This window comes from Streptomyces sp. NPDC052114 (assembly GCF_040680155.1).
GTDB lineage: Bacteria > Actinomycetota > Actinomycetes > Streptomycetales > Streptomycetaceae > Streptomyces.
In genome coordinates this window covers 306237-331409 of sequence record NZ_JBFAWC010000002.1, presented here as the reverse complement: position 1 = coordinate 331409, position 25173 = coordinate 306237, and the positions used below count along the sequence as shown (strand labels likewise).

General features: G+C 75.2%; 2 protein-coding genes. Both read right to left on the bottom strand.

The annotated features are described in order from the left end of the window. Positions 1–182: 182 nt before the first annotated feature. The gene (gene fabD, locus AB0L89_RS05430) at positions 183–3395 is read right to left on the bottom strand and encodes an ACP S-malonyltransferase (protein WP_365134669.1); all 3213 of its coding nucleotides are present in this window, start codon (positions 3393–3395) and stop codon (positions 183–185) included. Next, on the bottom strand, positions 3392–25171 hold the full coding sequence (locus AB0L89_RS05425; protein WP_365134666.1) for an amino acid adenylation domain-containing protein: 21780 nt from the start codon (positions 25169–25171) through the stop codon (positions 3392–3394). Before AB0L89_RS05425 ends, fabD begins: the two co-directional genes overlap by 4 nt. Positions 25172–25173 lie beyond the last annotated feature (2 nt).

The following is a 25173-nucleotide window of genomic DNA, read 5'->3' as shown; positions in this document are numbered from 1 at the left end:
TCCTCTGCCGAGCGCGCACGCGCCAGCAACTGGGTATCGGTGAGAGGGATCGTGCGGGGTGTCGTGCGGGTCGGGCGGTCTGCGGTCGGACGGGGACTGTTCGACCCGTGGCGCGCCGTGCCCGACCCGGGTTCGCCGGCGGGTGACCAGTTGATGATCTTACCTTTCGCTTTCCGGTAGTTCTAGATCTTTTGTGCCGGTCGCAGGGTCCGCAGCCGCGTGGTGACCCGCGCCGCCGCGCCCTCCATGAGGTGGTCGGCGATGGCCTCGACGGTGCGGGCCCGCCAGGGGTGCAGGCTGGTGCCGGCGACCGACTGGTTGAACGCGCCCATCGCCGGTCCGCAGTGCACCAAGTAGTCGACGGTGGACTGCGGATCGCCCGTCACCGCGAGCCGGAAGCCGCGCCGGAAGTACCCGCGGAACACGGCGGCCAGCTCCGCCTTGGGGTCCGGGCCCGCCGCGAGGTCCGCGGGCCGCTCCCCGCCCAGGTAGCGGTCGAACACCTGCTTCCTGGTGGTGTCGTCGAGGTCGGCCGGCGAGGCGTGGCGACGCCACAGGTCGTACAGCCGGGACGCGCGGGCCGGGAAGAACTGGCCGCGCTTCAAGTAGCGCGCCTGGGCGCCGTGTTCGAAGAGCTCGCCCCAGGGGGCGGTGTCCACGTCGTACTCCTGGGCGGCCTGCAACAGGTCCTTGACGGCGTCGCTGGTGGCCGCCTCCACGGAGCACTGGTTGACCGAGCCGGTGAGCACGAAGTCGGCGCCCATCAGGAACGCCGCGGCGGCCGCCTCCGGGGTGCCGATGCCGCCCGCACAGCCCACGTGCACCCGGTGTCCGGGCAGCGCCGTCTCGTCCCTGAGCCGCAGCACGGCGGGGAGCAGGGTCAGCGGCCCGGCCGTGCCGGTCAGCCAGCCGCCGTCCGCCTCGACGCACAGGTCGTCGGCGAGCGGGCGCCCGGCCGCGGCGGCGGCCTCCTCCCGCGTCACGGCCCCCTTGCCGAGCAGCGCCGCGACGAGCCGCTCGGGCGGCGGCGCGAGGAAGGCGGCGGCCAGGTCCGTCCGGGTCACCTTCGCGAGGATCCGGCCGCCCTTGAGACGGAAGCGGACCAGGTCCTCGGTGACGAAGGGGTAGCCGGACGCCTCGACCAGGCCGACGCCGTGCCGCAGCAGCGCGTCGACGAGCACGGCCTCCCGCTCCGGCTCCCGGTGCGGGTAGAGCAGGTTGACCCCGTGGCCGTGCGGACCGAGTTCGCCGGTCAGGCCGCTCAACCCGGCCTCCACGTCCTTCTCCTGGAGTCCGCCGATGCCGAGGAAGCCGAGCAGGCCCGCCTTCGACGCGGCGCGCACCAGGTCCCGGCCGGAGATCCCGCCGTACATCGAACCCACGACGTAGGAGCGGCGCAGCCCGTACCGCTCGCGGAAGCCGCGGGCGCCGAGCGCCTCGGCGTCGAACACCGGCTCGTCGCCCGGGGCGCCCTGCCCGGCGGGCTCGCGCACGGCGGGGGCAGGTGCGGGCGCGAGCGGCGCGGCGGCGTCCCTGATGCGCGTCACCAGTTTGGTCAGGACCCGGCCGGGGCCGAGTTCGGTGAACTCGAAGTCGCCGTGTGCCATCAGGGTGCGCACCGTGTCGGTCCAGCGGACCGGCGAGGCGATCTGCGCGGTCAGCCGCTCGCGGACCGTGTCGGCCGTGTACGGCCGGGCGTCGACGTTGGCGAGCACGGGGATCGTCGGCGGGTGCAGGGCGACCCCGTCGAGGAAGCGGCCGAACTCCTCCGCCGCCGGGCGCATGTACCGCGAGTGCAGGGGCGCGCTGACGTGCAGGCGGACCGTGCGGGCCCCGGCGGAGTCGAAGGCGGCGCAGGCCACGTCGATCCGCTCGTCCGGGCCGGAGACGACGAACTGGTCCAGGGCGTTGTAGTTGGCCACGTCCAGGTCGTCGAGTCCGGCGTCGGCGAGGACGCGCGTGACCGTCGCCTCGTCGACGCCGACCACCGCGGCCATCGCGCCGCCTCCGGCGGCGGCCATGAGTTCGCCGCGCCGCCGCACCAGCCGCAGCCCGGTCGCGAAGTCGAAGACGCCGGCGGCGAACAACGCGACGTACTCGCCGAGGCTGTGCCCGATGACGTGGTCCGGCGGCACCGGGTCCTCGGCGATCCGCTCCAGGTACGACAGCGCGCCGACGACGTAGAGGGCGGGCTGGGTGAACTCGGTGCGACCGAGGCGGCGTTGGGCGTCGGTGAGGCAGAGCTCCTCGATCGAGTAGCCGAGCACTTCGTCGGCCACGGCGGTCTCCCGGGGGAACCGCTCGAACAGGCCCCGTCCCATGCCCCGCCGCTGCGAGCCCTGTCCCGGGAATCCGTAGACCTTCATTGCGTGCACCTTCCGTGCTGTCGTCGGGGCGGGGGCCTCGCGTGGTGGCGTCGGGGCCAGGCGCCTGCGGACCTCGGCCAGCAGGTCGGTGTCCCGGGCGAACTGGCTGAGCAGCGGCAGCGACCGGTCCCGCGCGTCCTCGGGGAGCACGGCGCGGACGAAGTTGTGCAGGCTGCCGGACGGACCGAGGTCGAGGTACAGGAAGTCCCCGCGCGCCCGCAGTCCGGCCAGGGCGCGCTCGAAGTCGATGGTCCTGCGCGCGGCGTGCCAGAAGTGCTCCGCGGTCACCTCCGTCACGGGTCCGCCGCTCACGCAGGAGATCCAGGGGACGCGCGGCGGTGCGAGCGCGACGCCCTCGAAGCTGTCCCGGCAGGCCCCGACCACCGGGTCGAGCAGCCGCGAGTGGAAGGCGTACTCGACCGGCAGCCGCAGGTGCAGGACGTCGGCGGCGCGCAGCCCCGCCTCGGCCCTCGCCAGTTCGTCCTCGCCGCCCGCGACCACGAAGTTGCCCGGGTAGTTGCGGGCCGCGACCTCGCAGCCGCGCAGCTCGGGCACCGTGTCCATGACCTCGGGTCCGGCCAGCACGGCGAGCATGCCGCCCCGGGGGCTGCCCTCCATGATGCCCGCCTGCCGCACCAGCACCCGCAGACAGTCCTCCGCCGAGAGGCTGCCCGCGACGACGGCCGCCGCGTACTCGCCGAGGCTGGAGCCGAGCACGTGGTCCGGCTCGATGCCCTCCGCCCGCAGGGTCTCCACGAGGGCCAGCTCGATCATCACGATCGCGGGATGGGTGATGCGGGTGTCGGACAGCGGATGGTTCCTCGGCTTCGTGGGGTCGAAGACGCGGTCGAGCACCGACTCGCCGAGGTAGGAGCCGACCACCGCGTCCAGGCGGCGCAGTGCCCTGCGGAACACCTCGTTGGTGTCGAAGAGTTCCTTGCCCATCCCGTAGTACTGGGAGCCCTGTCCGGAGAACATGAACACGACGGGGAGCCGTGGCTCCGCGTCCAGGGGCGACCGGCGGCTCATCGGTAGCTCTCCCAGAACAGGCCGCCGGCCGGGGCCGCGGGGGCGAGGGTGCCTCTGATGACGGTCCTCCGGTTCAGTGCGGGCTCGGGCAGCGGCTGCCTGGTCGGCGACGGCGGCAGGGGCGCGGGCGCGAGCAGCACGTGCGCGTTGGTGCCGCCGTCGGCGAAGCAGTTGAGGCCGGCGACCGGCGCGTCCCCGGGCCACGGGCGGGACTCCCGCGGGAAGTACAGCGGCGAGGCCGCCACGTCGAAGTGGTCGAGCGGCTCCTGCCCGGAGCGGAACGGCACCTGCTCGCCGTGGTGCAGCATCAGCACCACCTTGATGAAGGCCGCGATGCCCTCGGCGGTCAGCGGGTGGCCGATGTTCGGCTTGACCGAGCCGAGCGCCACCGGCGACGTCGAGCCGGTCCGGTAGACCGCCTGCACCGCCTTGAGTTCGAGCAGGTCGGTGACCGTCGTGCCGGAGCCGTTGGCCTCCACCCAGCCGACGTCCTCGGGCGTGACGCCGCTGTGGGCGAGCGCCGTGGTCATCACGTCCTTCTGCGCCTGGATGTTCGGGGTGGCGGGTCCCGCGGTCCTGCCGTCGTTGTTGACCGCGATGCCCTTGAGGACCGCGAGCACCCGGTCCCCGTCGGCCCGCGCCCGGTCCAGCGGCTTGAGGACGACGACGCCGACGCCCTCGCCGAGGATCAGCCCGGCCGCCCTGCGGTCGAACAGATGGAACTCGCCGCCCGGGTTGAGCAGTCCGCGCCGGCCGAACAGGTCGTACGGCTTGTCGTTGCCCAGCAGGCTCACGCCCGCGACGACCGCCGACTCGATGTCGCCCGCGCGCAGCGCACGCGCGGCCATGTCCATCGCCACCAGGGCGGAGGAGCAGGCCGTGTCGATCACCAGGCTCGGGCCGCGGAAGTCGAAGAACTGCGAGACGTTCGCGGACAGGTAGTTCTGGCCGGTGATGACCACCGGGTTCTGGGCGCGGGCCAGTACGTCGTCGTCCGGCATGTGCGCGGCACGGCCGCCCACGTAGACGCCGATCCGGCGGCCCTTGAGGTCGGCGGGGCGGTAACCGGCGTGGTGCACGGCCCTGTCGACCTCCTCCAGGAGCAGCAGCGCCTGCGGATCCATGGCGGCGACGTCGCCCTCCGACAGGAGGAACGCCTCCGGGTCGAAGCGGAGCACGTCGGGCAGCAGACCGGCGTGGTGGCCGACCGGCCGGCCGAAGCGCTCCTGCGGCACGGGACGCAGCGCCGAACGGCCCTGCCGCAGCAGCTCCCAGTACGCGTCGCCGGATTCGGCGTCGGGGAACCGGCAGGACAGACCGACCACCGCGATGTCAGCGGTGGGGGCGGCCTGTTCGGCGGGCCGTGCCGAGGGCGCCGCGCCGACGGTCGCGGCGCGCGGCGCCCCGGCAGAGGAGACCTGCGGATCCGCGGGCGCGGGCGCTTCGGGTCCGGCCGGGGCGAAGGCCGCGACCAGCTCGGCCGGGTGCTCGTCGGCGAGGTGGGCGGCGAACTCGTCCGCCGTCGGGTACTCGAACAGCGCGGACGGGTCGAGGGACACGTCGAGCTGCTTGCCGAGGGTCTGGAGGAGCTGGGTGACCAGGATCGAGTCGATGCCGTAGTCGTGCACCGGTACGTTCCCGGCCAGGCGCGCGCGGTCGAAGCGCAGCTCCAGCGCGAGCCGGTCGAGGAGCCAGGAGGCCGCCGCGTCGGCCGCCTCCCGGAGCGCCCCGGGGACGGGGTCCGTCGAGGACGGCTCCGGCGCCACCGCGACCGGGGCGGCCCGGTCGGCCGCCACCACGAAGGGCTCCGGGGCCGGTCGGCGCTCCGTGAGGCGCTCCGGGCGCCACTCGGCGTCGGGGCGGACCACCGCGGGCACGACCACGCGCGCGCCGCTCGCCAGCGCCCGGTCCAGCAGGCGCAGGCCCTGTGCGTCGGAGAGCGCGGCGAGACCGGACGCCCGGTAGGCGGCGCTGCGCGCCGCGCCCATGCCCGTGTCCCGCCAGCTCGGCCACGCCACGCTGACCAGCGGAAGACCGTGCGGCCGCGCCTCGGCGACGGCGTCCAGGTAGGCGTTGGCCATGGCGTAGTCGCTCTGTCCGACGGCGAGCGCGGGGACGGTCGCGGCGACCGAGGAGTACACGACGAAGAAGCTCAGCGGCTCGTCGCGGAAGCAGTCCACGAGCGTGTCGAGGCCGAAGACCTTGGGTCCGACGACCCGCTCGACACCGGCCCAGGGCTTGCGTACGAAGGCGGGGTTGTCGGTGTCGACGGCACCGGCGCCGTGCACCACCGCGCCGATCGGGCCGAGCCTGCGCCTGACGTCCGCCAGGGCCGCGGACACGGCCGCCCTGTCGTCCAGCGGCACGGCGAGCACCTCGATCTCCACGCCCCTGTCGGCCAGTTCGGCGAGGGGGCGCAGCTTGCGGCCCAGCGCGCCGTCGGCGGCGATGTGCGCGGCCCACTGGTCCCGCGGCGGCAGCTCCTCGCGGCCCGTCAGCACCAGCTTGCGGACGCCGTGGCGGTCCACGAAGTGCCGGGCCGTGAGCAGCCCGATCCCCCGCGTGCCGCCGGTCACCCACAGCACGTGGCCCTCGGCGATGCGCGGCGCCCGCTCCGGTGCCGCGGGCAGCTCGCGCAGCACCGCCCGGTGCCGCACCCCGTCGCGGTACGCGATCTCGCCGGCCGTCGCGTCGGCGCCGGGGTCACCGTGCCCGTCGGCGCCGAGCTCGCCGGTCACCCGGCGCAGCAGTTCCTCGTCCGTGCAGGAGCCCATGTCCACGTGGCGCGAGGTCACATGGCGGTACTCGCTCTGCAGCATCCGGTAGAGCCCGGTCCGGGCGGCCCCGCCGTGGACCCCGCCGTGCGCCGCTTGCGTGGTCCGGGAGACCAGCAGGGCGGTCAGCCCTCGCCTGCCCTGGTCGACGGTGTGCTGGAGCCAGCCGAGCCAGGTGCGCAGCGCGGCGGGCTCCACGGCCCCCGGGGACACGGCGCACCCGGCCAGGTCGACCACCGCGCCGAACCGGTCCCAGCGGGTGCCGGAGTCGGCGAGGTCGGCCGCGAGCCGCTCGGTGCCGAGCACCTCGGCGGCGGGCAGCGCGGCCGCGAGCCGCGCGGCCAGCGCCTCGGTCCCCGGCGCCGCGAGGACGGCGGTCGGGCCGAACGGCGCCGTGTGGGCGGGAAGCCGGGCGGGCACCCAGTGGGTGGCCAGCAGCAGGCCCTCCTCCACGGAGGCGGCGGCCGGGGCCGAAGCGGGGGCGGGGACAGCGGTCGGTCCGGGCACCGGGCCGACCTCCAGCGCGGCCAGTTCCGCGTCCGCCGCCGCCAGCCGGACCCGCTCGCCGCCGAAGGGGTAGCCGGGCAGCGGCACCCGGCAGGGCCGCGTGCCGCCGTGCAGGGCGGACCAGTCGACGCGCAGGCCCGACGTCCAGGCCACGGCGTACGCGGCGGGGTCGGCCGCCGGGGCGTCGCCGGGGACCGGCCTGCGCGGGTCGACCACGCCGGTCCGGGCACCCGCCGGAGCACCACCGGCGGCGAAGTCCTCCAGGCACAGGGCCAGTTCCGTCACCTCGTCGAACGGCACGGCCAGCCGGTGCGCCATGGCCTCGCGGCCGGACTGGAGCGTCCAGGCGACGTCCTGGGGCTGCCACGACGCGCCCTCGGCCCGCAGATGCGCCGCGAGCCTGCGCGCCTGCTCGACGAGCCGGTCGGCCTCCCGGGCGGAGAGCACGGCCAGCTGCCCGCCCGCCGGGGCGGCCGATGTCCGGGGCGCGCCGGGGAACTCCTGGAGGATGACGTGGGCGTTGGTGCCGCCCGCGCCGAAGGAACTGATGCCCGCGGTCCTCGGCCGCTCGGTCCCGTCGGCGAGCACGCGGCGCGGCCACGGCGCCAGCTCGCGCTGCACCTCGAACGGGGTGGCCGCGAAGTCGACGTTCGGGTTGAGCTCGTCCGCGTGCAGCGACGGGGCCAGCTCGCCGTGGCGCATCTGGAGCAGCACCTTGGTGACCGCCGCGATGCCGGCGGCCGACTCGGCGTGCCCGATGCCGGACTTGACCGAGCCGATCGGCAGTCGCTCCGGCATGTCGTCCTGGAAGGCCCGCAGCATGCCGGTGATCTCCACCGGGTCGCCGAGCGCCGTACCCGTGCCGTGCGCCTCCACGTAGTCCAGGTCCGCGGGCCGCATCCCCGCGCGGTCGAGCGCGGCCTTCACCAGGTCGCCCTGCGCCTTGGGGTTCGGGACGTTGAAGCCCCGGCCCGTGCCGCCGTGGTTGACGGTGGACGCCTTGACCACGGCGAGGACCCGGTCGCCGTCGGCCAGCGCCGCGTCCAGGCGCTTGAGGAGCACCGCGCCGGAGCCCTCCGCCGGGACGTATCCGGTGCCGCCGGTGCCGAAGCTGCGGCAGCGGCCGTCCTCGGCGAGGAAGCCGCGCCAGGCGAGCTGCAGGTACTTCGCCGGGTGGCTGGTGATGTTGACGCCGCCGGCGACGGCGACGTCGCAGTCGCCGGAGCGGATCGCCTGGCAGGCCTGGTGGATGGTGACCAGGGCGGAGGAGCACATGGTGTCCACGGCGACGCTGGGTCCGGAGAAGTCGAAGAAGTACGACACCCGGTTGGCCACCGAGGCGAACGACGAGTGCGGGGGCAGCCCCTCGCCGCGCAGCGCCTCCTGGACGCCGTACAGCTGGTACTGGCCGTACATCATGCCCACGAACACACCGGTACGGGAGGCGCGCAGCTGGTCGCGGGTGTACCCGGCGTCCTCCATAAGGTGCCACACGGTCTCCAGGAAGACGCGCTCCTGGGGGTCGGTGAGTTCGGCCTCGATCTGCGACATCCGGAAGAAGAGCGGGTCGAAGCGCTCGGCGTCGCGCACGAAGCCGCCCCACTTGCCGTACGTCTTGCCGTCGGCGGACTTGTCCGGGTCGTAGAACCGGTCGTGGTTCCAGCGGTCGGCCGGTATCTCCTCGATGCTGTCCCGTCCGGCGCGCAGGTTGCGCCAGAACTCGTCCACGTCGTCGGCCTGCGGGTAGCGCCCCGCGACACCGATGATCGCGATGTCGTCGCCCGCGGTGCCGGCGGCCGGGACGGGTGCCGACGCGGTCGCCGCGGCGGTCACGGCCCCGGGGATTACCGCCCGGTCCTGGGACGGCTCGTCCTCTGCGGGCCCGGTGAACGCCTCGGGGTGGGCGGTGGCCAGATGGTCCGCGAGTTCGCCGACGGTGACGTACTCGAAGAGCAGCGTCTTCGACAGCGGTCCGCAGTGCTCCTCCAGCCGCCGGGTCACGCTGAGCGTGATCAGCGAGTCCACGCCATACTGGTCGATGGGCTCGGTGACGGCGATGTCCGTCTCCGGGAGCTTCAGCTCCTCCGCCAGGACCTGGAGCACCAGGCGTTCGGCATGGGCGTACGCGTCCTGTCCCGCGGGCCGTGGCACGGCAGCGGGAGCGGGGGCAGCGACGCGAGCGGTGGCGGCCGTCGTCGTCGGGCCCGGCACGCCGTTGAGCTCGGCGAGCACCCGCGCCGGGTCGCCCGGCGCGAGCAGCAGACGCGGCGCCGTGCCCGTCAGGGCGCGGTCCAGCGCGTCGAGGGCCGGTCCGGTGCGCAGCGCGCGCATGCCGAGCTCGCGCGCCATGTACTCCGTGCCGGCCGCGTCGGCCCGCATACCGCCGTCGGCCCAGACCGGCCAGGCGGCGGCGAGGGTCCGGCCGCTGCGCGCGCCCTGACGGCGCTCGCGCTCGCGCTGCTCGGCGAAGTGGTCGAGGAAGGCGTTGGCGTAGGCGTAGTCGCTCTGGCCGACGTTCCCGAAGGCGGCCGCGGCGGAGGAGAACGCCACGAAGTAGTCGAGCGGTTCGTGCCGCGTCGCCTCGTCGAGCAGGGCCGTGCCGGTCACCTTGGCGGCGAGGACCGCGTCGGTGTCCGCGCGGTCCCGGCCGAGGAGCAGGCCGTCCTTGAGCACCCCGGCGGCGTGCAGCACGCCGCTCACCGAGCCGTGCAGCCGTCGCGCCTTGGCGACGAGAGCGCGTACCTGCTCGGGGTCGGCCACGTCGGCCAGGACCACGTGCGCGCCGACGGCGGCGATCCGGGCCCGGGCGTCGGGGCCCGGAGCGGTCCGTGACGCGAGCACGATCCCACCGGCGGTGAGGCCCGCGGCGCCGCGTGCCGCGGCGATGTGTTCGGCGAGCAGCAGCCCGAGCGCGCCGGTCCCGCCGGTGATCACATGGGCGCCGGGTCCGGTGAACACCGGCACCGCGGCGGGCAGTTCGACCTGACGCCAGATGCGGCGGTGCCGTCCTGCGGCGTCGATCCGTGCCTCCGCGTCGCCCGTGACGCCGAGTTCGGCGACCACCGCGTCGGCGAGGGAGCGGCCGTCGGCGACGGCCAGCACGCCGAAGTCGACCGCCGGCAGTTCCCTGCGCACCGAGCGGGCGAAGGCGGCCATCGCCGGGTGGGCCGGGGACGCGGCCGGGTCGCGGTAGGCGTAGAGGTAGCGCAGCGCGCCACGGCGCTGTCGCTGCCATTCCTGGAGGAACGCGGTCGCCGCGCGGAAGCCGTGCTCGACCGCGCCGCCGGATCCGGTCTCGGGTCCGGCCAGGTGCACGACGTGGACGGGGCCCTGGGGCAGGCCCGCCCGCAGCGCGTCGGCCGCGTCGGATCCGGTGCCGAGCTCGATCCGGTGCGCGTCCGCGCCCGCGTCCGTGAGGACGGTGGCGACCGCGTGGCCCTCGGTGCCCGCGTCCAGGAGCAGGACGGTGGCGTCGGGCCCCCGCGGGGTACGGGGTGCGGGCTCCCAGGCGGGTTCGTACGCGGACACCGCGTCGGTCACCCCGTCCGGCACCGCGTCCGGCACCGCGCGCCGCGCGGGCACCTCCCGGAGGGTGAACGTGTCGATCGTGGCGAGGACGTGGCCGTCGAGGTCGAGCAGCGCGATGTCGAAGGCGAGCGTCCCGGGCGCGGTCCGGCCCGCCGACGGCGTCGCGTACGCGTGGACCCGCTCGGGCAGTTCGGCGTACAGCCGGACGCCGCCGAGCGAGAACGGCAGGTACGGCAGTGGCCGCGCGGGGTCGTCGGCGCCGGGCGCGAGCCTGCTCGCCGTCTGCAGGGCCGCGTCGAACAGCGACGGATGGAAGACGTAGGCGTCGGCGTCCGCTCGGCGCTCCGGGGGCAGCCGCAGCGCGGCCAGCGCCTCGCGCTCGCCCAGGGTGATCTCCTCGATCGCCCGGAAGCTCGGGCCGTAGTCGAAGCCGAACCGGGAATAGAGCGCGTAGCAGCTCGCGCCGTCGAGCACGCGCGTGCAGCGCGAGCGCGCCGCCGTCAGGTCGACCGGGGCGGGGCGGTCGCCCGCCGGGCCGAGCAGCAGGGTGCCGCGGGCGTGCGCGGGGGTGCCCCCGCCCGCCGTGCGTACCTCGAAGGACGGGTCGGTGCGGTCGCCGCTCACCTCGACCGTGACGCGGTGCTCGCCGCCGCCGGCGGGGAGCCGGACCGGGCTCGCCCAGACCAGTCCCTCGACCCCGCGGACGGGCACGCCGAACGTCGACTCCCCGGCGAGCCGGGCCATCTCCAGGTAGGCGACGCCCGCGAGGACGAGGTCACCGCCGACGACGTGGTCGCGCAGGAAGAACTCCTCGCCGGTGAGCGTCTTGGCGTACGCGGTCCCGTCGGAAGCGGAGTGCGCGGAGATGCAGGCGTCGAGCAGGGTCGGGTGCAGCCGGGCTTCGGCGGGCCGTGGTGACGGCGCCGTGGTGGTCGGCGCGGTGAACCAGTGCCGGGTGCGGGCGAACGGATACGCGGGCAGGTGCACGCGGCGGCGCCGCGCGCCCCGGTGCAGGTCCGCCCAGTCCACCTCGGCTCCCGTGACCCACGCGTCGGCGAGGGCGGGAAGGTCACCGGCCGCGACGGCGGACCGGTCGGCCTCGGCCCGGCCGGTGCGCACCGCGGACGGGCGGCCCGACAGGTGGGCGAGCAGTTCGGCGCGCAGCGCGGTCGTGCCGTGCGCCGGTACGGCGAGGCGGTGCGCCATCGGCTCGCGCCCGGTCTGGAGGGTGTACGCAAGGTCGCCCGCCGGGACGTCCTGCTCCTCGGCGAGATGGTCGGCGAGCCGCTCGGTGGTGCGGCGCAGGGCCTCCGGGGTGCGGGCGGAGAGCACGAACAGCTGCTCTGCCGCCGTGTCCGTGGTGCCGGTGTCCGGCATGGGGGGTTCCTCCAGGACGATGTGCGCGTTGGCGCCGCCGAAGCCGAAGGAGCTGACTCCGGCGCGGCGCGGCAGTCCGTCTCCGGCGCCGTCGCGGGGCCACGGCCGGGGCGCGGCCGCGATCTCGAACGGGCCTCCGTCCAGCTCCAGATAGGGGTTCTGCTCCCGCAGGTGCAGTCCGGCCGGGATGGTGCCGTGCCGCAGCGCGAGGACGGCCTTGAACAGGCCCGCGATGCCGGCGGCGGCCTCCAGGTGGCCGATGTTGGTCTTGACCGAGCCGATCACGCAGCCCGGCGCGGCGGTCGTGCCGCGCTCCGCGCGCAGGCGGCGGAAGGCGGTGCTCAGGCCGGTGGTCTCGATCGGGTCGCCCAGCGCGGTGCCGGTGCCGTGCGTCTCGATGTACCCCACGGTCTCCGGGGCCACGTCGGCGGCGCGGTAGGCCTCGACGAGCAGGTCGGCCTGGGCGTCCGGGTTGGGTGCGGTGAGCGAGGTGGTGCGGCCGCCGTGGTTGGCGGTGGCCGCCTTGATCACGGCGTGGACGGCGTCGCCGTCGCCCTGGGCCCGGTCGTCCGGCTTGAGCAGCACGACCCCGACGCCCTCGCCGCGCACATAGCCGTCGGCCCGGCTGTCGAAGGTCTTGCAGCGGCCGTCGGCACTGAGCATCTCGCCCTGGTCCAGCACGTCGTACACGCGCGGCGACAGGATCAGGTTGACGCCGCCCGCGATCGCCAGGTCGCAGGTGCCGTCGCGCAGCGCGGCGCAGGCCTGGTGGACGGCGGTGAGCGAACCGGAGCAGGCCGTGTCCACGGCCATGCTCGGACCGCGCAGGTCCAGCAGGTACGAGACGCGGTTCGGGATGACCGACAGGGCGCCGCCGGTGGCGGTGTGGGCCTGCGGCGGGCATCCGGCGTCCCGCTGCGCCTGGAGGTAGTCGGCGCCCGCGACGCCGATGAACACCCCTACGCGCTTGCCCGCCAGGTCGGACGGCCGGTATCCGGCGTCCTCGACGGCCGACCAGACCACTTCGAGCAGCAGGCGCTGCTGCGGGTCCATCAGCTCCGCCTCGCGCGGGGAGATCCCGAAGAAGGCGGCGTCGAAGCGGTCCACGTCGGGCAGGAAACCGCCCCACCGCGTCCGGGGGTTCGCCTCGGCGCCCTGGTCCCAGCGGTCCGCGGGGACCTCGGTCACCAGGTCGTCCCCGGCGGCCAGGTGGTCCCAGAACTCCTTGAGGTCGGCCGATCCGGGCAGGCGGCCCGCCATGCCGATGACCGCGACGTCGCCGCCGGTCCTGTGCCCGGCCGGTGTGGCGGCCTGCGCGGGCCGCGCGGCGACGGCGGGAGCGACCGTGCCCGCGACGCTCTTGAAGCGTGCGGTCAGTTCGGCGGGGTGCTCCTGCCACAGGTGCTCGGCCAGGGCGGCCAGTGTGCCCCGGCGGTAGAAGAGCGTGGGGTACACCTCGATGCCGTACTCCTTGCGCAGGTCCGCGCTGAGCGCGGTGAAGCTCACCGAGTTCATGCCGACCTCGCCGAGCGGGGTGTGCGGGCCGATCTCCTCGGGGCCCACCCCGGCCAACCGGCTCACCTTCAGGGCCAGTTCGTCCCTCAGGGCCCGCACGCGGCCGCCCGCGCCGGCGCCCGCGACCACGGGCTCGGGCAGCCCCGCGCCGGGGGCGCCGAAGCGGGACCGCAGCTCGGACAGCGGCAGGGTCGCCAGCGTGGTGCGGTCGACCTTCTCGTTGAGCGTGTGCGGGAACCCGGTCACCCGGACCAGCGCGTCCGGGAGCATGTAGGCCGGCAGCCAGGCCGCCAGCCGGTCCCTGGTCGGTTCGGCGGCCCCGTCGGCGAGCACGTAGCAGGCGAGCAGCGAACGGTCGCCGCCGCCCTGGCCACGTGCCACCACGACCGCGTCGCGTACGCCCTCCAGGCGTCGCAGCGCCGACTCGATCTCCTCCGGCTCGACACGGTGGCCGCGCACCTTGACCTGGGAGTCGATCCGGCCGAGGTAGTCGATGCGCCCGTCGGCGAGCCTGCGCACCAGGTCGCCGGTGCGGTACATCCGCGCGTCGCTCCCGCTCGCGAACGGATCGGGCAGGAAGCGCTCGGCGGTCAGTTCGGGGCGGCCCTGATAGCCGTCGGCCACGCCGTGCCCGCCGATGTACAGCTCACCGGGCACCCCGGTCGGCACCGGCCTGCGCGCGCGGTCGAGCACATACAGCGCGGTGTTGTCGATCGGGGCGCCGATGGTGACGCGCTCGCCCCGGCGCAGCCGGCTCACCGCCGACCAGATGGTGGTCTCGGTGGGGCCGTAGAGGTTCCACACCGCGCGGTTGCCCGCGAGGAGTGCCTCCGCCGTCTCGGCGGGCAGCGCCTCGCCGCCGCACAGGACGGTGAGATCCGGGTTCCCCTGCCAGCCGGCGGCCAGGAGCATGCTCCAGGTCGCCGGGGTGGCCTGGACGACGGTGGCGGTGCCGCGTTCGAGGGCCTCGCGCAGCCGCATGCCGTCCTGGGCGACCTCGGTGGGCGCCACCTCCACCGTGCCGCCGGTGATCAGCGGGAGGTAGAGCTCGAGTCCCGAGATGTCGAAGCACACGGTGGTCAGCGCAAGCAGCGTGTCCCCCGGCCCGAAGCCGGGCTCGCGGGCCATCGACCAGAGGAAGTTGGTGAGCGCGCGGTGCGGCACACGGACACCCTTGGGGCGGCCGGTGGAACCGGAGGTGTAGATGACGTACGCGGCGTCCGAGGGGCCCGCCGGACCGGGTGAGGGCATCGCGGGCGGCTGTTCGTCCGCGTCGATCAGGAGCCGGGGCACCGTCCCGCCCCACTCGGTGCCGACGGAGGAGTGCGTGAGCATCAGGTGCAGCCCCGCGTCCTGCGCCATGTAGGCGAGGCGCTCCTGCGGGTAGGCGGGGTCGAACGGTACGTACGTGCCGCCCGCGGCCTGCACCGCGAGCAGCGCCACCGGCAGGTCGGCGTCGCGCGGCAGCAGTACGCCGACGGCGCGTCCCCGGCCGACGCCCGCGGCGCGCAGCCGGGTGGCCAACGCCGCGACCCGGTCTCCGAGGTGACGGTAGGTCAGCACCGTGTCGTCGTACCGGACCGCCACCGCCGCGGGCCGCGCGTCGATCTGACGCCGCACCAGGTCCCAGACGAGGGTGTCGGCCGGGTGGTCGACGCCCACGGGCGGCGCGAGCCGCGCGCGCTCGTGGCCGGTGAGCAGGTCCAGGTCGCCGACCGCGGCACCGGGCGCGGCGACGGCCGCCGACAGCAGCGTGACGAAGTGGGCGCCGAACCGCTCCACCGTGGCGGCGTCGAACAGGTCAGGGTTGTACTTGAGCGTGAACCGGCAGCCCTCGGGGTGGTCGACCAGGTCCAGCGTCAGGTCGAACTCGCCCTCCTGGTGGACTCCGCCGACGCGGCCGCGCACCACGCCGTCCTCCGGCATGTCGCGCGCCCAGTTGTGGAAGTAGAAGGCCACGTCGAACAGCGCGTCCGTGGCGCTGCCCGGCTTCTCCCTGCGCAGCTCCTCGGAGAGCGTGATCAGCGGGTACGCACTGTGTTCGAGGGCGCCCAGGACCATCTGGTGGATCCGGCGGACCAGGTCGCGGAAGGCCTCCGCGCCGTCGACGCGCTCGGCCAGGACCACCATGTTCATGAAGTAGCCGAGCACGTCGTCGTAGCCGTCGGCGGGCCGGCCGGCGGTCGGGGTGCCGACGGCGATGTCCTCCTGGTCGCTGTAGCGGTGCAGCAGCGCGAAGTAGGCCGCCAGCATGACGCTGGACAGCGAGGCGCGGGCCGTCGAGGCGAGGTCCCGCGCCCGCGCGGTGACGTCGGCGGGGACGACCCCGCCGACGCTCGCGCCCCGGAAGGTGGGCACGGCCGGGCGCGGCCGGTCCAGCGGCAGCGCCACGGAGGTCCCGCGGTCCCTCAGGCGGTCGATCCAGTACGTCCGCAGCCGCTCCGACCGCGGTCCCGCGAGGAGTTCGCGCTGGTCGGCGCAGAAGTCGCCGAAGGTGCGGGCGGGCCGCCCTGCGGGCAGCGGACGCCCCTCGCGCAGGGCGCGGTGGCCGCGCTCCACCTCGGCGAGCAGCAGCGGGATGGACAGGCCGTCGAGCACCAGGTGGTGGACGGTGAGATGGAGCGCCTGTCGGCCGTCGCCGAGGGTGTAGAGGGTGGCCCGCAGGAGCGGACCGTTCGCCAGGTCGAAGGGCTCGCGCATCTCGGCGTGGATCCGGTCGCGGAGGTCCTCGTCCGCGACGGAGGTGAGGAAGACCTGCCGGAACGGCAACTCCGGCTCGGCGGCGATCCGGATGAACGGACCGTCCTCGTCCGTCCGCACGGTCGCGCGCAGTTCCTCGTGCCGGTCGAGGAGGTCCTGCAGGACCACGCGCAGCGTGAGGACGTCGACGTCGTCGTCGAGCCAGAAGGCGAGCGGCAGGTTGTAGGCGCCGTTGCCGGGTGCGATCTGCTCGATCACCCAGAGCGCGCGCTGCCCCTGCGACATCGGGTGATCGGTCAGGGACGCGTCGCCGCGGGGACGCAGGACCGCTTGGGCCGCGGTGCGTACGGCGGGCGGCGTGCCGGGGACGCGGGCGGGGACGGGGACCTGGGAGGCGGGTGTCACCAGGGCCGGGGCGGCGAGGTCCGCGGCGGGCGGTGCCGTCACGGTGGCCGTCGCGGTGGTGCTCACCTCGGCGGGCACCGTGGCCGTCACGCCGGTCACGGCCTCCGTGGTCGCCGCGTCGGCGAGCCAGTCCGACCGCAGGTGCTCGGACAGCTCCGTCAGCGTCGGCCGGGCGAAGAACTCCTCCAGCGGCACGTTGACACCGAAGGCGTCCTCCACGACGGCCACGATCTTCATTCCGCTGAGCGAGTCGAAGCCGTAGTCCACCAGCGGACGGTCCGGGTCGATGCGCTCGTCCAACTTCAGCACGCGTTCCAGGAGTTCACCGAGCCGGTCGGTGACCGCGTCCCCCGCGTCGGCGGGCACCGCGGGCACCACCGCGCCGGACGCGGTCGCGGGCTCGCTCACCGCGGGTGCCGCCTCCTCGCGCACCGCCGCGTTCTGCGCGACCAGGACGTGCTGGCCAAGTTCCGCGCCCTCGGCGCCCAGCGCCCTGACGTTCGCGTACCCCTCCTCCTCAAGGAGACGGATCCAGCTGTCGGGCGCGGCCAGCGGCGAGTTGGGGATGCGCAGCTCGCCGTCCTGGAACGCCCACCAGCCCTCCATGACGCCGCCGCCCAGGGTCAGATACGGGCGGATCGAGGTGAGTTCGTTGAGCACCAGCAGCCCGCCGGGCTTGAGCAGTTCCCTCATCTTGCGCAGGGTGGTCCGCAGGTTGCGCGTGGCGTGGACGACGTTGGTGGCGAGGACCGCGTCGGCCGAACCCGGCACGAAGTCCTGCTCGGCCAGGCCCCGTTCCAGGTTGAGCAGCTGGAAGCGTACGTACGGGTGGTGTGCGGCGAACCGCTCGCGGCCGTACTCCAGGAAGCGCGGGGAGATGTCGGTGAAGGTGTAGCCGACGCGGTCCGGGTGGCCGGCGAGCGCGGGAAGGACCTTCTCGCTGGTGGCGCCGGTCCCGGCGCCCAGTTCCACGACCTGGAAGGTCTCACCGGCCGCGGCCTGCGGCAGGCAGGCGTCCAGATGGGCGCGGACCGTGTCGGCGACCAGCAGGTTGAAGAAGTCGGTGAGCGGGTTGCCCTGGTAGAGGTCCTGCACCAGCTCCATCGAGGAGTCGGGGAACATGACCTCGGTCCCCACGACCTCGCCGCGCAGCAGGGCCGGGTACGCCCGCAGGAACGCGCGGTTGAGGTCCGCCGTCGGCGCGACGTCCGGGTATCCGGTCACGAGGGCCGCGAAGTCGGCCTCCCAGCGGTCCGCCGCCGTGGCGCCGTCCGCGCCGCCGACCGCCGCGGTGGCGGTGAAGGCGTCACCGTCACGGGTGAGGAACCCGTGCGCGGCGAGGAGGTCGAGGATCGCCTCGTGCAGCCGCCGGAACTTGTCCCGGATGCCGAGACCGCCGCGCAGCTCCTCGCAACGGTGCCGCTCCCCCGGGCTCCTGAAGGCACCCATGCGCTGGTAGACGCCGAGCAGCCCGGAGACCGACGCGGCGTCCAACCGGGCGTACCCGGAGAGGACTTCCACGACGGCGGGCGCCACGCGCTGCCGCCCGTCGGCCGCCACCGGGGCGTCGGCCGCCACGGCCGACCGGACCACAGGGACCTCAGGGGTCACCGGGATCTCCGGGACCTCCGCACGGCTGTCGGCGGACGGCTCGGGTATCCAGAGCCGCTTGCGGGCGAACGGGTAGCCGGGCAGCTCGATCCTGCGCGCGGCCGGATGGGCGAGCGCCGCCCAGTCGACCGCGGCCCCCGCCACCCAGCGCTCGGCCACCGCCGTCAGGTCGCGGCGCGTCACGGACTCCCGCAGCGCGGCGGCGTCGCCGTCGGAGAGGCGGGCCCCGGCGCGGGCGGCCCGGCCGGTGAGCACCGTCCCGGCGGCCTCCGCGCCCGCCGCGTAAGCGGCGAGGAGCCGCGCCGCGCCGGCCGTCGTCGTGGCGGGCAGCGCGAGCCGGAACTCATGGGCCGTGCGCCCGGACTGGAGGGTGTGGGCGACATCGGCGAGCCACGGGCCCGCCGCGTCGGCGACCTCCGCGTCCACGACCGCCGCGCGCGGCATCAGGTCGGCCACGGCGGCGGCGAGCGCGCCGATGGTGTCCGCCGTCAGGGCGGCCTCGGGCAGCCGGTCGACACCCAGCTCCTGGGCGAGCAGCGCGTGGTAGCGGGCGCGTTCGGTCACGCCGAAGCCGCAGTCCACGAGGTCGGTCGCGAGGTCGAGGGCGGCCGCGTCCAGGCCGGCGAGGTCGGCGGCCAGGCGCAGGCCGAGACGGCCCGCGGCGGCCCGCGCGTCCTGCGGCGTCGGGGCCTCGTCCGTGTCGCGCGGCGTCGCGCCGCCCGTCAGGAAGGCGGCGAGGTCCCCCGCGTACGCACGCAGACGTTCCTCGCTCTTCGCGGAGAGGACGAGGAGGTGCTCCTGGCCTTCGTCGGTCACGGGTCGTTCTCCGTCGTCGGGGCCGGTCGGCAGGTGTTCCTCCACGACCAGGCAGGCGTTGGCGCCACCGGCGCCGAAAGAGCTGATGACGGCGCGCAGCGGCAGTTCGCGCGCGGTTCCGTCGGGTGCGGGCCGCTCCAGCCGCGTCCAGGGCTCGCGGGTCTGCTGCACCACGAACGGCGTGGCGGCGAAGTCGATCTCCGGGTTGGGCTCGGCCGAGTGGAGCGAGGGCACCAGGGTGCGGTGCCGCACCTGCAGCAGGACCTTCGTCAGACCGGCGATGCCGGCCGCCGACTCCAGGTGGCCGATGTTGGTCTTCACCGAACCGACCGAGATCGTGGGCCGCGACGCCCGGCGCGCCGGGTCGTCGGCGGCCCCGCCGAAGACGTCCGTCAGGCCGGCGATCTCGATGGGGTCGCCGAGCAGCGTGCCGGTGCCGTGGGCCTCGACACAGCCGATGGTGTCGGCTGCCACGCGGGCGCGGTCGAGGGCGCCGCGGACGACCGCCGCCTGGGCGGAGGCGCTCGGCACGGTGTAACCGCCCGCGTCGCCGACCGCGTTGACGGCCGAGCCGCGGATCACGCCGAGGACGCGGTCCCCGTCGGCGAGCGCCGCGGCGAGCGGCTTGAGCAGGACGGCGCCCACGCCCTCGCCGTCGACGAAGCCGTCCGCGCCCGCACCGAACGCCTTGAGCCGGTCGTCGCGCGAGAGCATCCCGGACTGCGCGAGAGCGCGCAGGTGCTTGGGGTGCAGGATCAGGTTGACGCCACCGGCGACGGCGGCGGCGCACTCGCCCGCGGCGATGCTCTGGCAGGCCAGGTGGATCGCGGTCAGGGAGGACGAGCAGGCGGTGTCCACCGCCATGCTGGGCCCGGTGAAGTCGAAGGAGTGCGAGACGCGGTTGGCGATCGACCAGTGCCGGGAGTGCGCCTCGGTCGGCACGCCGCGCGCGTTCGCCGCGCCGCTCATCCACTCGTAGTCGCTGCCCATCACGCCGACGAACACGCCGACCGGGCCCCGGGCGGCGAGCGTCGCGGGCGGGCAGCCCGCGTCGTCCAGGGTGGCGGCGGCGGTCTGCAGGAAGAGGCGCTCCTGCGGGTCCATCGCCTCGGCCTCGGCGGGCGAGATCTGGAAGAACAGCGGGTCGAACGCGTCGACGTCGTCGATGAACCCGGCCCACTTGCTGTACGCGCCGGTGACCCCCGACGGGTCGAAGTGGGCGGTGGCGTCCCAGCGTTCGGCGGGCACCTCGCGGACGCAGTGACGCGCCGCGGCGAGGTTGTCCCACAGCCGGCCGACGGTGTCGGCCAGCGGGTACCGCCCGGCGACACCGATGATCGCGATGCGGCCGTCCGTGCTCTCCCCGGCCTCCGCCGGACCGGTGGCGGCGGCGGTGACCGGCTCCTCGTCGGTCAGCTTCCCGGCGATGAACCGGGCGACGGCCCGCGGGGTGCGGTGCTCGAAGACCATGGTCGCGGGCAGCCGCAGCCCGGTGCGGGCACCGAGCCGGTTGCGCAGCTCCAGTGCGGTCAGGGAGGTGAGGCCGAGGCGCAGCAGCTCGGCGTCGGGGTCGATCTCGTCGGCCGACCCGAACTTGAGGGCCGCGGCGACCTCGCCGCGCACCAGCTCGGCGACGACGTCCGCGCGCTCCGCGGCGGGGACCGCGCGCAGCCCTTCGCCCTCCCCCGTGCCGGTGGCCGCTCCCGACGGGGCGGCGACGGCGGTGCGGGGGCGGCGGGCCGGTGCCGGGGCGCGCAGCAGCGGCGGCAGTGTGCCCGCGGCGGACCGGGCGGCCTCGCGGTCGAGGCGTACGGGGACGAGGTGGGCGCGGTCCGTGCCGAGTGCGGCGTCGAGGAGCGCGAGCCCCTCGTCGGTGGCGAGCGGGAGGACGCCGGCGTCGCCCAGACGGGCCAGGTCGGCCTCGTCGAGGCGGCCGGTCAGGTCGCTGCGCTCGGCCCACAGGCCCCAGCCGAGGGAGAGGGCGGGCAGCCCCTGCGCACGGCGGTGGTGTGCCAGGGCGTCGAGGAAGGCGTTGGCGGCGGCGTAGTTGCCCTGTCCCGCGGTGCCCAGGGTGGCGGCGACCGAGGAGAACAGCACGAAGGCCGTCAGGTCGAGGTCGCGGGTCAGCTCGTGGAGGTGCAGGGCGCCGTCGGCCTTGGCCGCGAGGACGCCGTCCAGACGTTCGGGCGTCAGCGAGCCGGTCACCCCGTCGTCGAGGGTTCCTGCGGCGTGCACGACGGCCCGCAGCGGGCGGTCCCCCGGGAGGGCCGCGAGGAGGTCGGCGAGCGCGGCGCGGTCCCCCGTGTCGCACGCGGCGGAGGTCGCGGTCACGCCGAGCCCGGTCAGTTCGGCCGCGAGCGCGTCCGCGCCCCGGCGGCTGACGAGCAGCAGGTGGCGTACGCCGTGCTCGGCCACGAGGTGGCGTGCCACCAGGCCGCCCAGGGTGCCGGACGCGCCGGTGATCAGTACGGTGCCGTCGGTGGGCAGCGCGGCGGTGACCGCCGGGTCCGCCGTGGTTCCGGCCGGCTTCGCGCGGACCAGTCTCGGGGCGCTCGCCCTGCCGTCGCGTACGGCGAGTTGGGGCTCGTCGGAGGCGAGCAGAGCCGGCAGGAGGCCGGTGAGTCCGTCCGCGTCCCCCTCGGTCCCTGCGGTGTCCGCGCCGTCGGTGTCGACGAGCAGGATCCGGTCCGGGTGCTCGGTCTGCGCCGAGCGCACGAGCCCCCACACGGCGGCGGCCGCGGGGTCGGTCTCCTCGGCGGGGCTCGCGCCGGTCGTCACGGCGTGCCGGGTCACCACGACCAGGCGCGCGTCGCCGGTGTCCGGGTCGGCGAGCCAGGCCTGGAGGCCGCCGAGGACCTCGGAGGTCAGCGCCCGTACCCGGTCGGACAGCTCGCCGCCGACGACGGGGCAGCGCAGCACGGTGGCCTCGACGGGCGTCTCGGTGCGCGTGGTGTCCAGGTGTACGGGCACCCAGTCGACGCCGAACAGCGCGCCGCGGCCGGCGTCGAGGCTCAGGCCGTCGATCGGGCGCAGCGTCAGCGAATCGGCCGCGAGGACGCCGCGGCCGGCGCCGTCGGAGAGGCGCAGGGCGACGGCGCCGCTCTCCAGCGGGGTGAGCCGGGCCCGCAGGGCGGTCGGTTCGGCCGCCGCGTCCGCGTCGAGCCAGCGGACGCCGGTGAACGAGAACGGCATGGCGGGCGTGGTCTTGAGGTCCAGGGCGTGCAGGGCGGCGTCGAGCAGCGCGGGCCGTACCGGCTCGGGCAGGGTGACCTCGGCGTACAGCTCGTCGCCGTGCCGCCACAGGTTCCGCAGGCCGCGGAAGCCCGGCCCGTACTCCAGTCCGCGCTCGGCCAGATCGGCGTACCAGGACGTCAGGTCGACGCGCTCGGCGCCGGTGGGCGGCCACGGCACGGGGTCCTCGGTGCCGCGCTCGCCCTCGGTGTCGAGGAGCGCGCCGGTGGCGTGCAGCTGCCAGTCGGTCTCCGGGGCGCGGGCGTGCAGCCGCAGCGGCCGCGCCCCCGCGTCGTCGGCCGTTCCCACGGTGAGCTGGATCTCGACCTCGCCCCGCTCGGGGATGACCAGCGGTGTCCGGAAGGTGAGTTCGTCGACCGTGCCGCCCGTGTGGAGCGCCATCTCCAGGAGGGCGGTGCCGGGAACGACCACCTGGCCCCGTACGCGGTGGTCGGCGAGCCACGGGTGGGTGCGCAGGGACAGCCTGCCGGTCAGGACGGTCTGTCCGCCGTCGGCCAGTTCGACCGGCTCGTTCAGGAGCGGGCTGGGCGGCCGGAGCCAGTAGGACGTCGCATCGAAGGCGTAGGTGGGCAGGTCCGCGGCGCGGGCGCCGGTGCCCTCGAAGCCGGGCCGCCAGTGCACCGGGACGCCGTGGGCGTACAGGCGCGCCATGGACAGGTGCAGCTGCCGGGTGGCGTCCTCGTCGCGGCGCAGCGAACCGACCACCAGGGCGGGGCTGTCGGCGTCCTGCGCGGTCTCCTCGATGCCGAACGCGAGGACGGGGTGCGGGCTGCACTCGACGAAGGTCAGGTGCCCGTCGGCGAGGAGCGCGTCGACGACGGGGGCGAAGCGGACGGTGGTGCGCAGGTTCTCGTACCAGTAGGCGGCGTCGAGGCCCGCGGTGTCCAGGACCTGTCCGGTGACGGTGGAGTGGAAGGGGACGGAACCGGAACGGGGGGCGAGGTCCGCGAGGTCCGCGAGGATCCGGTCGCGGATCCGCTCCACGTGCGCGGAGTGCGAGGCGTAGTCCACGGGGATGCGGCGGGCGCGGATCTCCTCGGCCGCGCAGTGGGCGAGGAGATCGTCCAGGGCGGCCGCCTCGCCGGAGACGACGGTGGAGCGGGCGCCGTTGACGGCGGCGACGAAGATGCGGCCCTCCCAGGGCGCCAGCAGGGCGCGGGTGGCGTCGGCCGCCAGGGCGAGGGACACCATACCGCCCGCTCCGGCGATCTCCAGGATGGCGCGGGAGCGCAGGGCGACCACGCGGGCGCCGTCCGCCAGGGAGAGGCCGCCGGCCGCGCAGGCCGCGGCGATCTCACCCTGGGAGTGGCCCACCACGGCGGACGGCACGAGCCCGGCCGCGCGCCACACCTCGGCGAGCGAGACCATGACCGCCCACAGCGCGGGCTGGACCACGTCCACCCGGGCCAGCGCCGCCTCGTCGTCCAGCACGTCCCGCAACGACCAGTCGACCAGTCCGCTCAGCGCCTGCTCGCACTCGTCCATCCGGGCGGCGAAGACCGGGGACGACTCGCGCAGTCCCCGGGCCATGCCGACCCACTGCGAGCCCTGGCCGGGAAACACCCACACCACGCCGGACTCGGCGGCGACGGTGCCCTCCACGACCTCGGGAGTCGACTCGCCCGCCGCCAACGCGGCCAGTCCGGCGCCGAGTTCGGCGCGGTCACCGGCGACGACGAGTGCGCGGTGGTGCAGGGCGGCACGGGCCGTCAGGGTGGAGTACCCGATGTCCACCAGGGGCGCCTCGGGGTGGTTCTCCAGCCACTGGCGCAGCCGTTCCGCCTGCCGGCGCAGCGCCGCCCCGGTGCCGCCCGACACCAGCACCGGCACCACGGCCGGGGTGCGGTGCCGCGGCGCGGCCCCGTCGGTGTCCGTCGCGCTGGTGTCCACCGCGTCCGCGCCCGGCTCCGCGGGCGCCTGCTCGATGATCACGTGCGCGTTCGTGCCGCTGGCCCCGAAGGCCGACACCCCGGCGCGGCGGGGACGGCCCGTCTCGGGCCAGGCCCGCTGCTCGGTCAGCAGCTCGACCGCGCCGGAGGACCAGTCCACGTGCCGTGAAGGACGCTCGACGTGCAACGTCCTTGGCAGCAGGCCCTGTTGGAGGGCGATCACCATCTTCATGACACCGGCGACGCCCGCGGCGGCCTGCGTATGACCGATGTTGGACTTGAGCGATCCCAGCCACAGGGGGACGTCCCGCTCCTGGCCGTACGTCGCGAGCAGCGCCTGCGCCTCGATGGGGTCGCCCAGCCGCGTCCCGGTGCCGTGCGCCTCGACCGCGTCCACGTCGGACGCGGACAGCCGGGCGTTCGCCAGCGCGTCGCGGATCACCCGCTCCTGCGAGGGCCCGTTGGGCGCGGTGAGACCGCTGGAGGCGCCGTCCTGGTTGACGGCGGAGCCGCGCAGCACGGCGAGGACCCGGTGGCCGTTGCGCCGCGCGTCGGACAGCCGTTCAAGGACCAGTACGCCCACGCCCTCCGACCAGCCCGTGCCGTCGGCCGTGTCCGAGAACGCCTTGCACCGGCCGTCCGCGGAGAGGCCGCGCTGACGGGAGAACTCCACGAACGTCGTGGGCGTCGCCATCACCGCCACACCGCCGGCCAGCGCCAGCGAGCTCTCCCCCGACCGCAGCGACGCCGCCGCCAGGTGCAGCGACACCAGCGACGACGAACACGCCGTGTCGACCGTCACCGCGGGTCCCTCGAAGCCGAACGTGTACGAGACGCGGCCGGACGCCACGCTCGGCAGGCTGCCGGTGAGCAGCTGCCCCTCGAAGCCTCCGGTGCCGCCGCCCAGGCGCGAGGAGTAGTCGCCGTACATGACGCCCGCGAAGACGCCGGTGCGGCTGCCGCGCAGGGCGGCCGGGTCGATGCCCGCGCGCTCCAGCGCCTCCCAGGACGTCTGCAGGAGCAGTCGCTGCTGCGGGTCGGTGGCCAGCGCCTCGCGGGGCGACATGCCGAAGAAGGCGGCGTCGAACTCCGCGGCGTCGTGGAGGAATCCGCCCTGGCGCGTGTAGCTCGTGCCGGTTTGTTCCGGGTCGGGGTCGTAGAGCCCCTCCAGGTCCCAGCCGCGGTTCGTCGGGAACTCCGACACGGCGTCCACGCCGTCGACGGCCAGCCGGAACAGTTCCTCGGGCGACGTGGCGCCGCCGGGGAACCGGCACGCCATGCCCACGATCGCGACCGGCTCGTGGCGGGACGGGCCCGCCTCCGCCTCGGCCAGCCTCCGGCGAGTGTCACGCAGCTCGGTCGTGACCCGCTTGAGGTAGTCGAGCAGCTTCCCGTCGGTCATGG

Coding starts and splice junctions, on each gene's coding strand:
- AB0L89_RS05425 (WP_365134666.1), bottom strand. CDS start 25,171: ATGACCGACGGGAAGCTGCTCGACTACCTCAAGCGGGTCACGACCGAG.
- fabD (WP_365134669.1), bottom strand. CDS start 3,395: ATGAGCCGCCGGTCGCCCCTGGACGCGGAGCCACGGCTCCCCGTCGTG.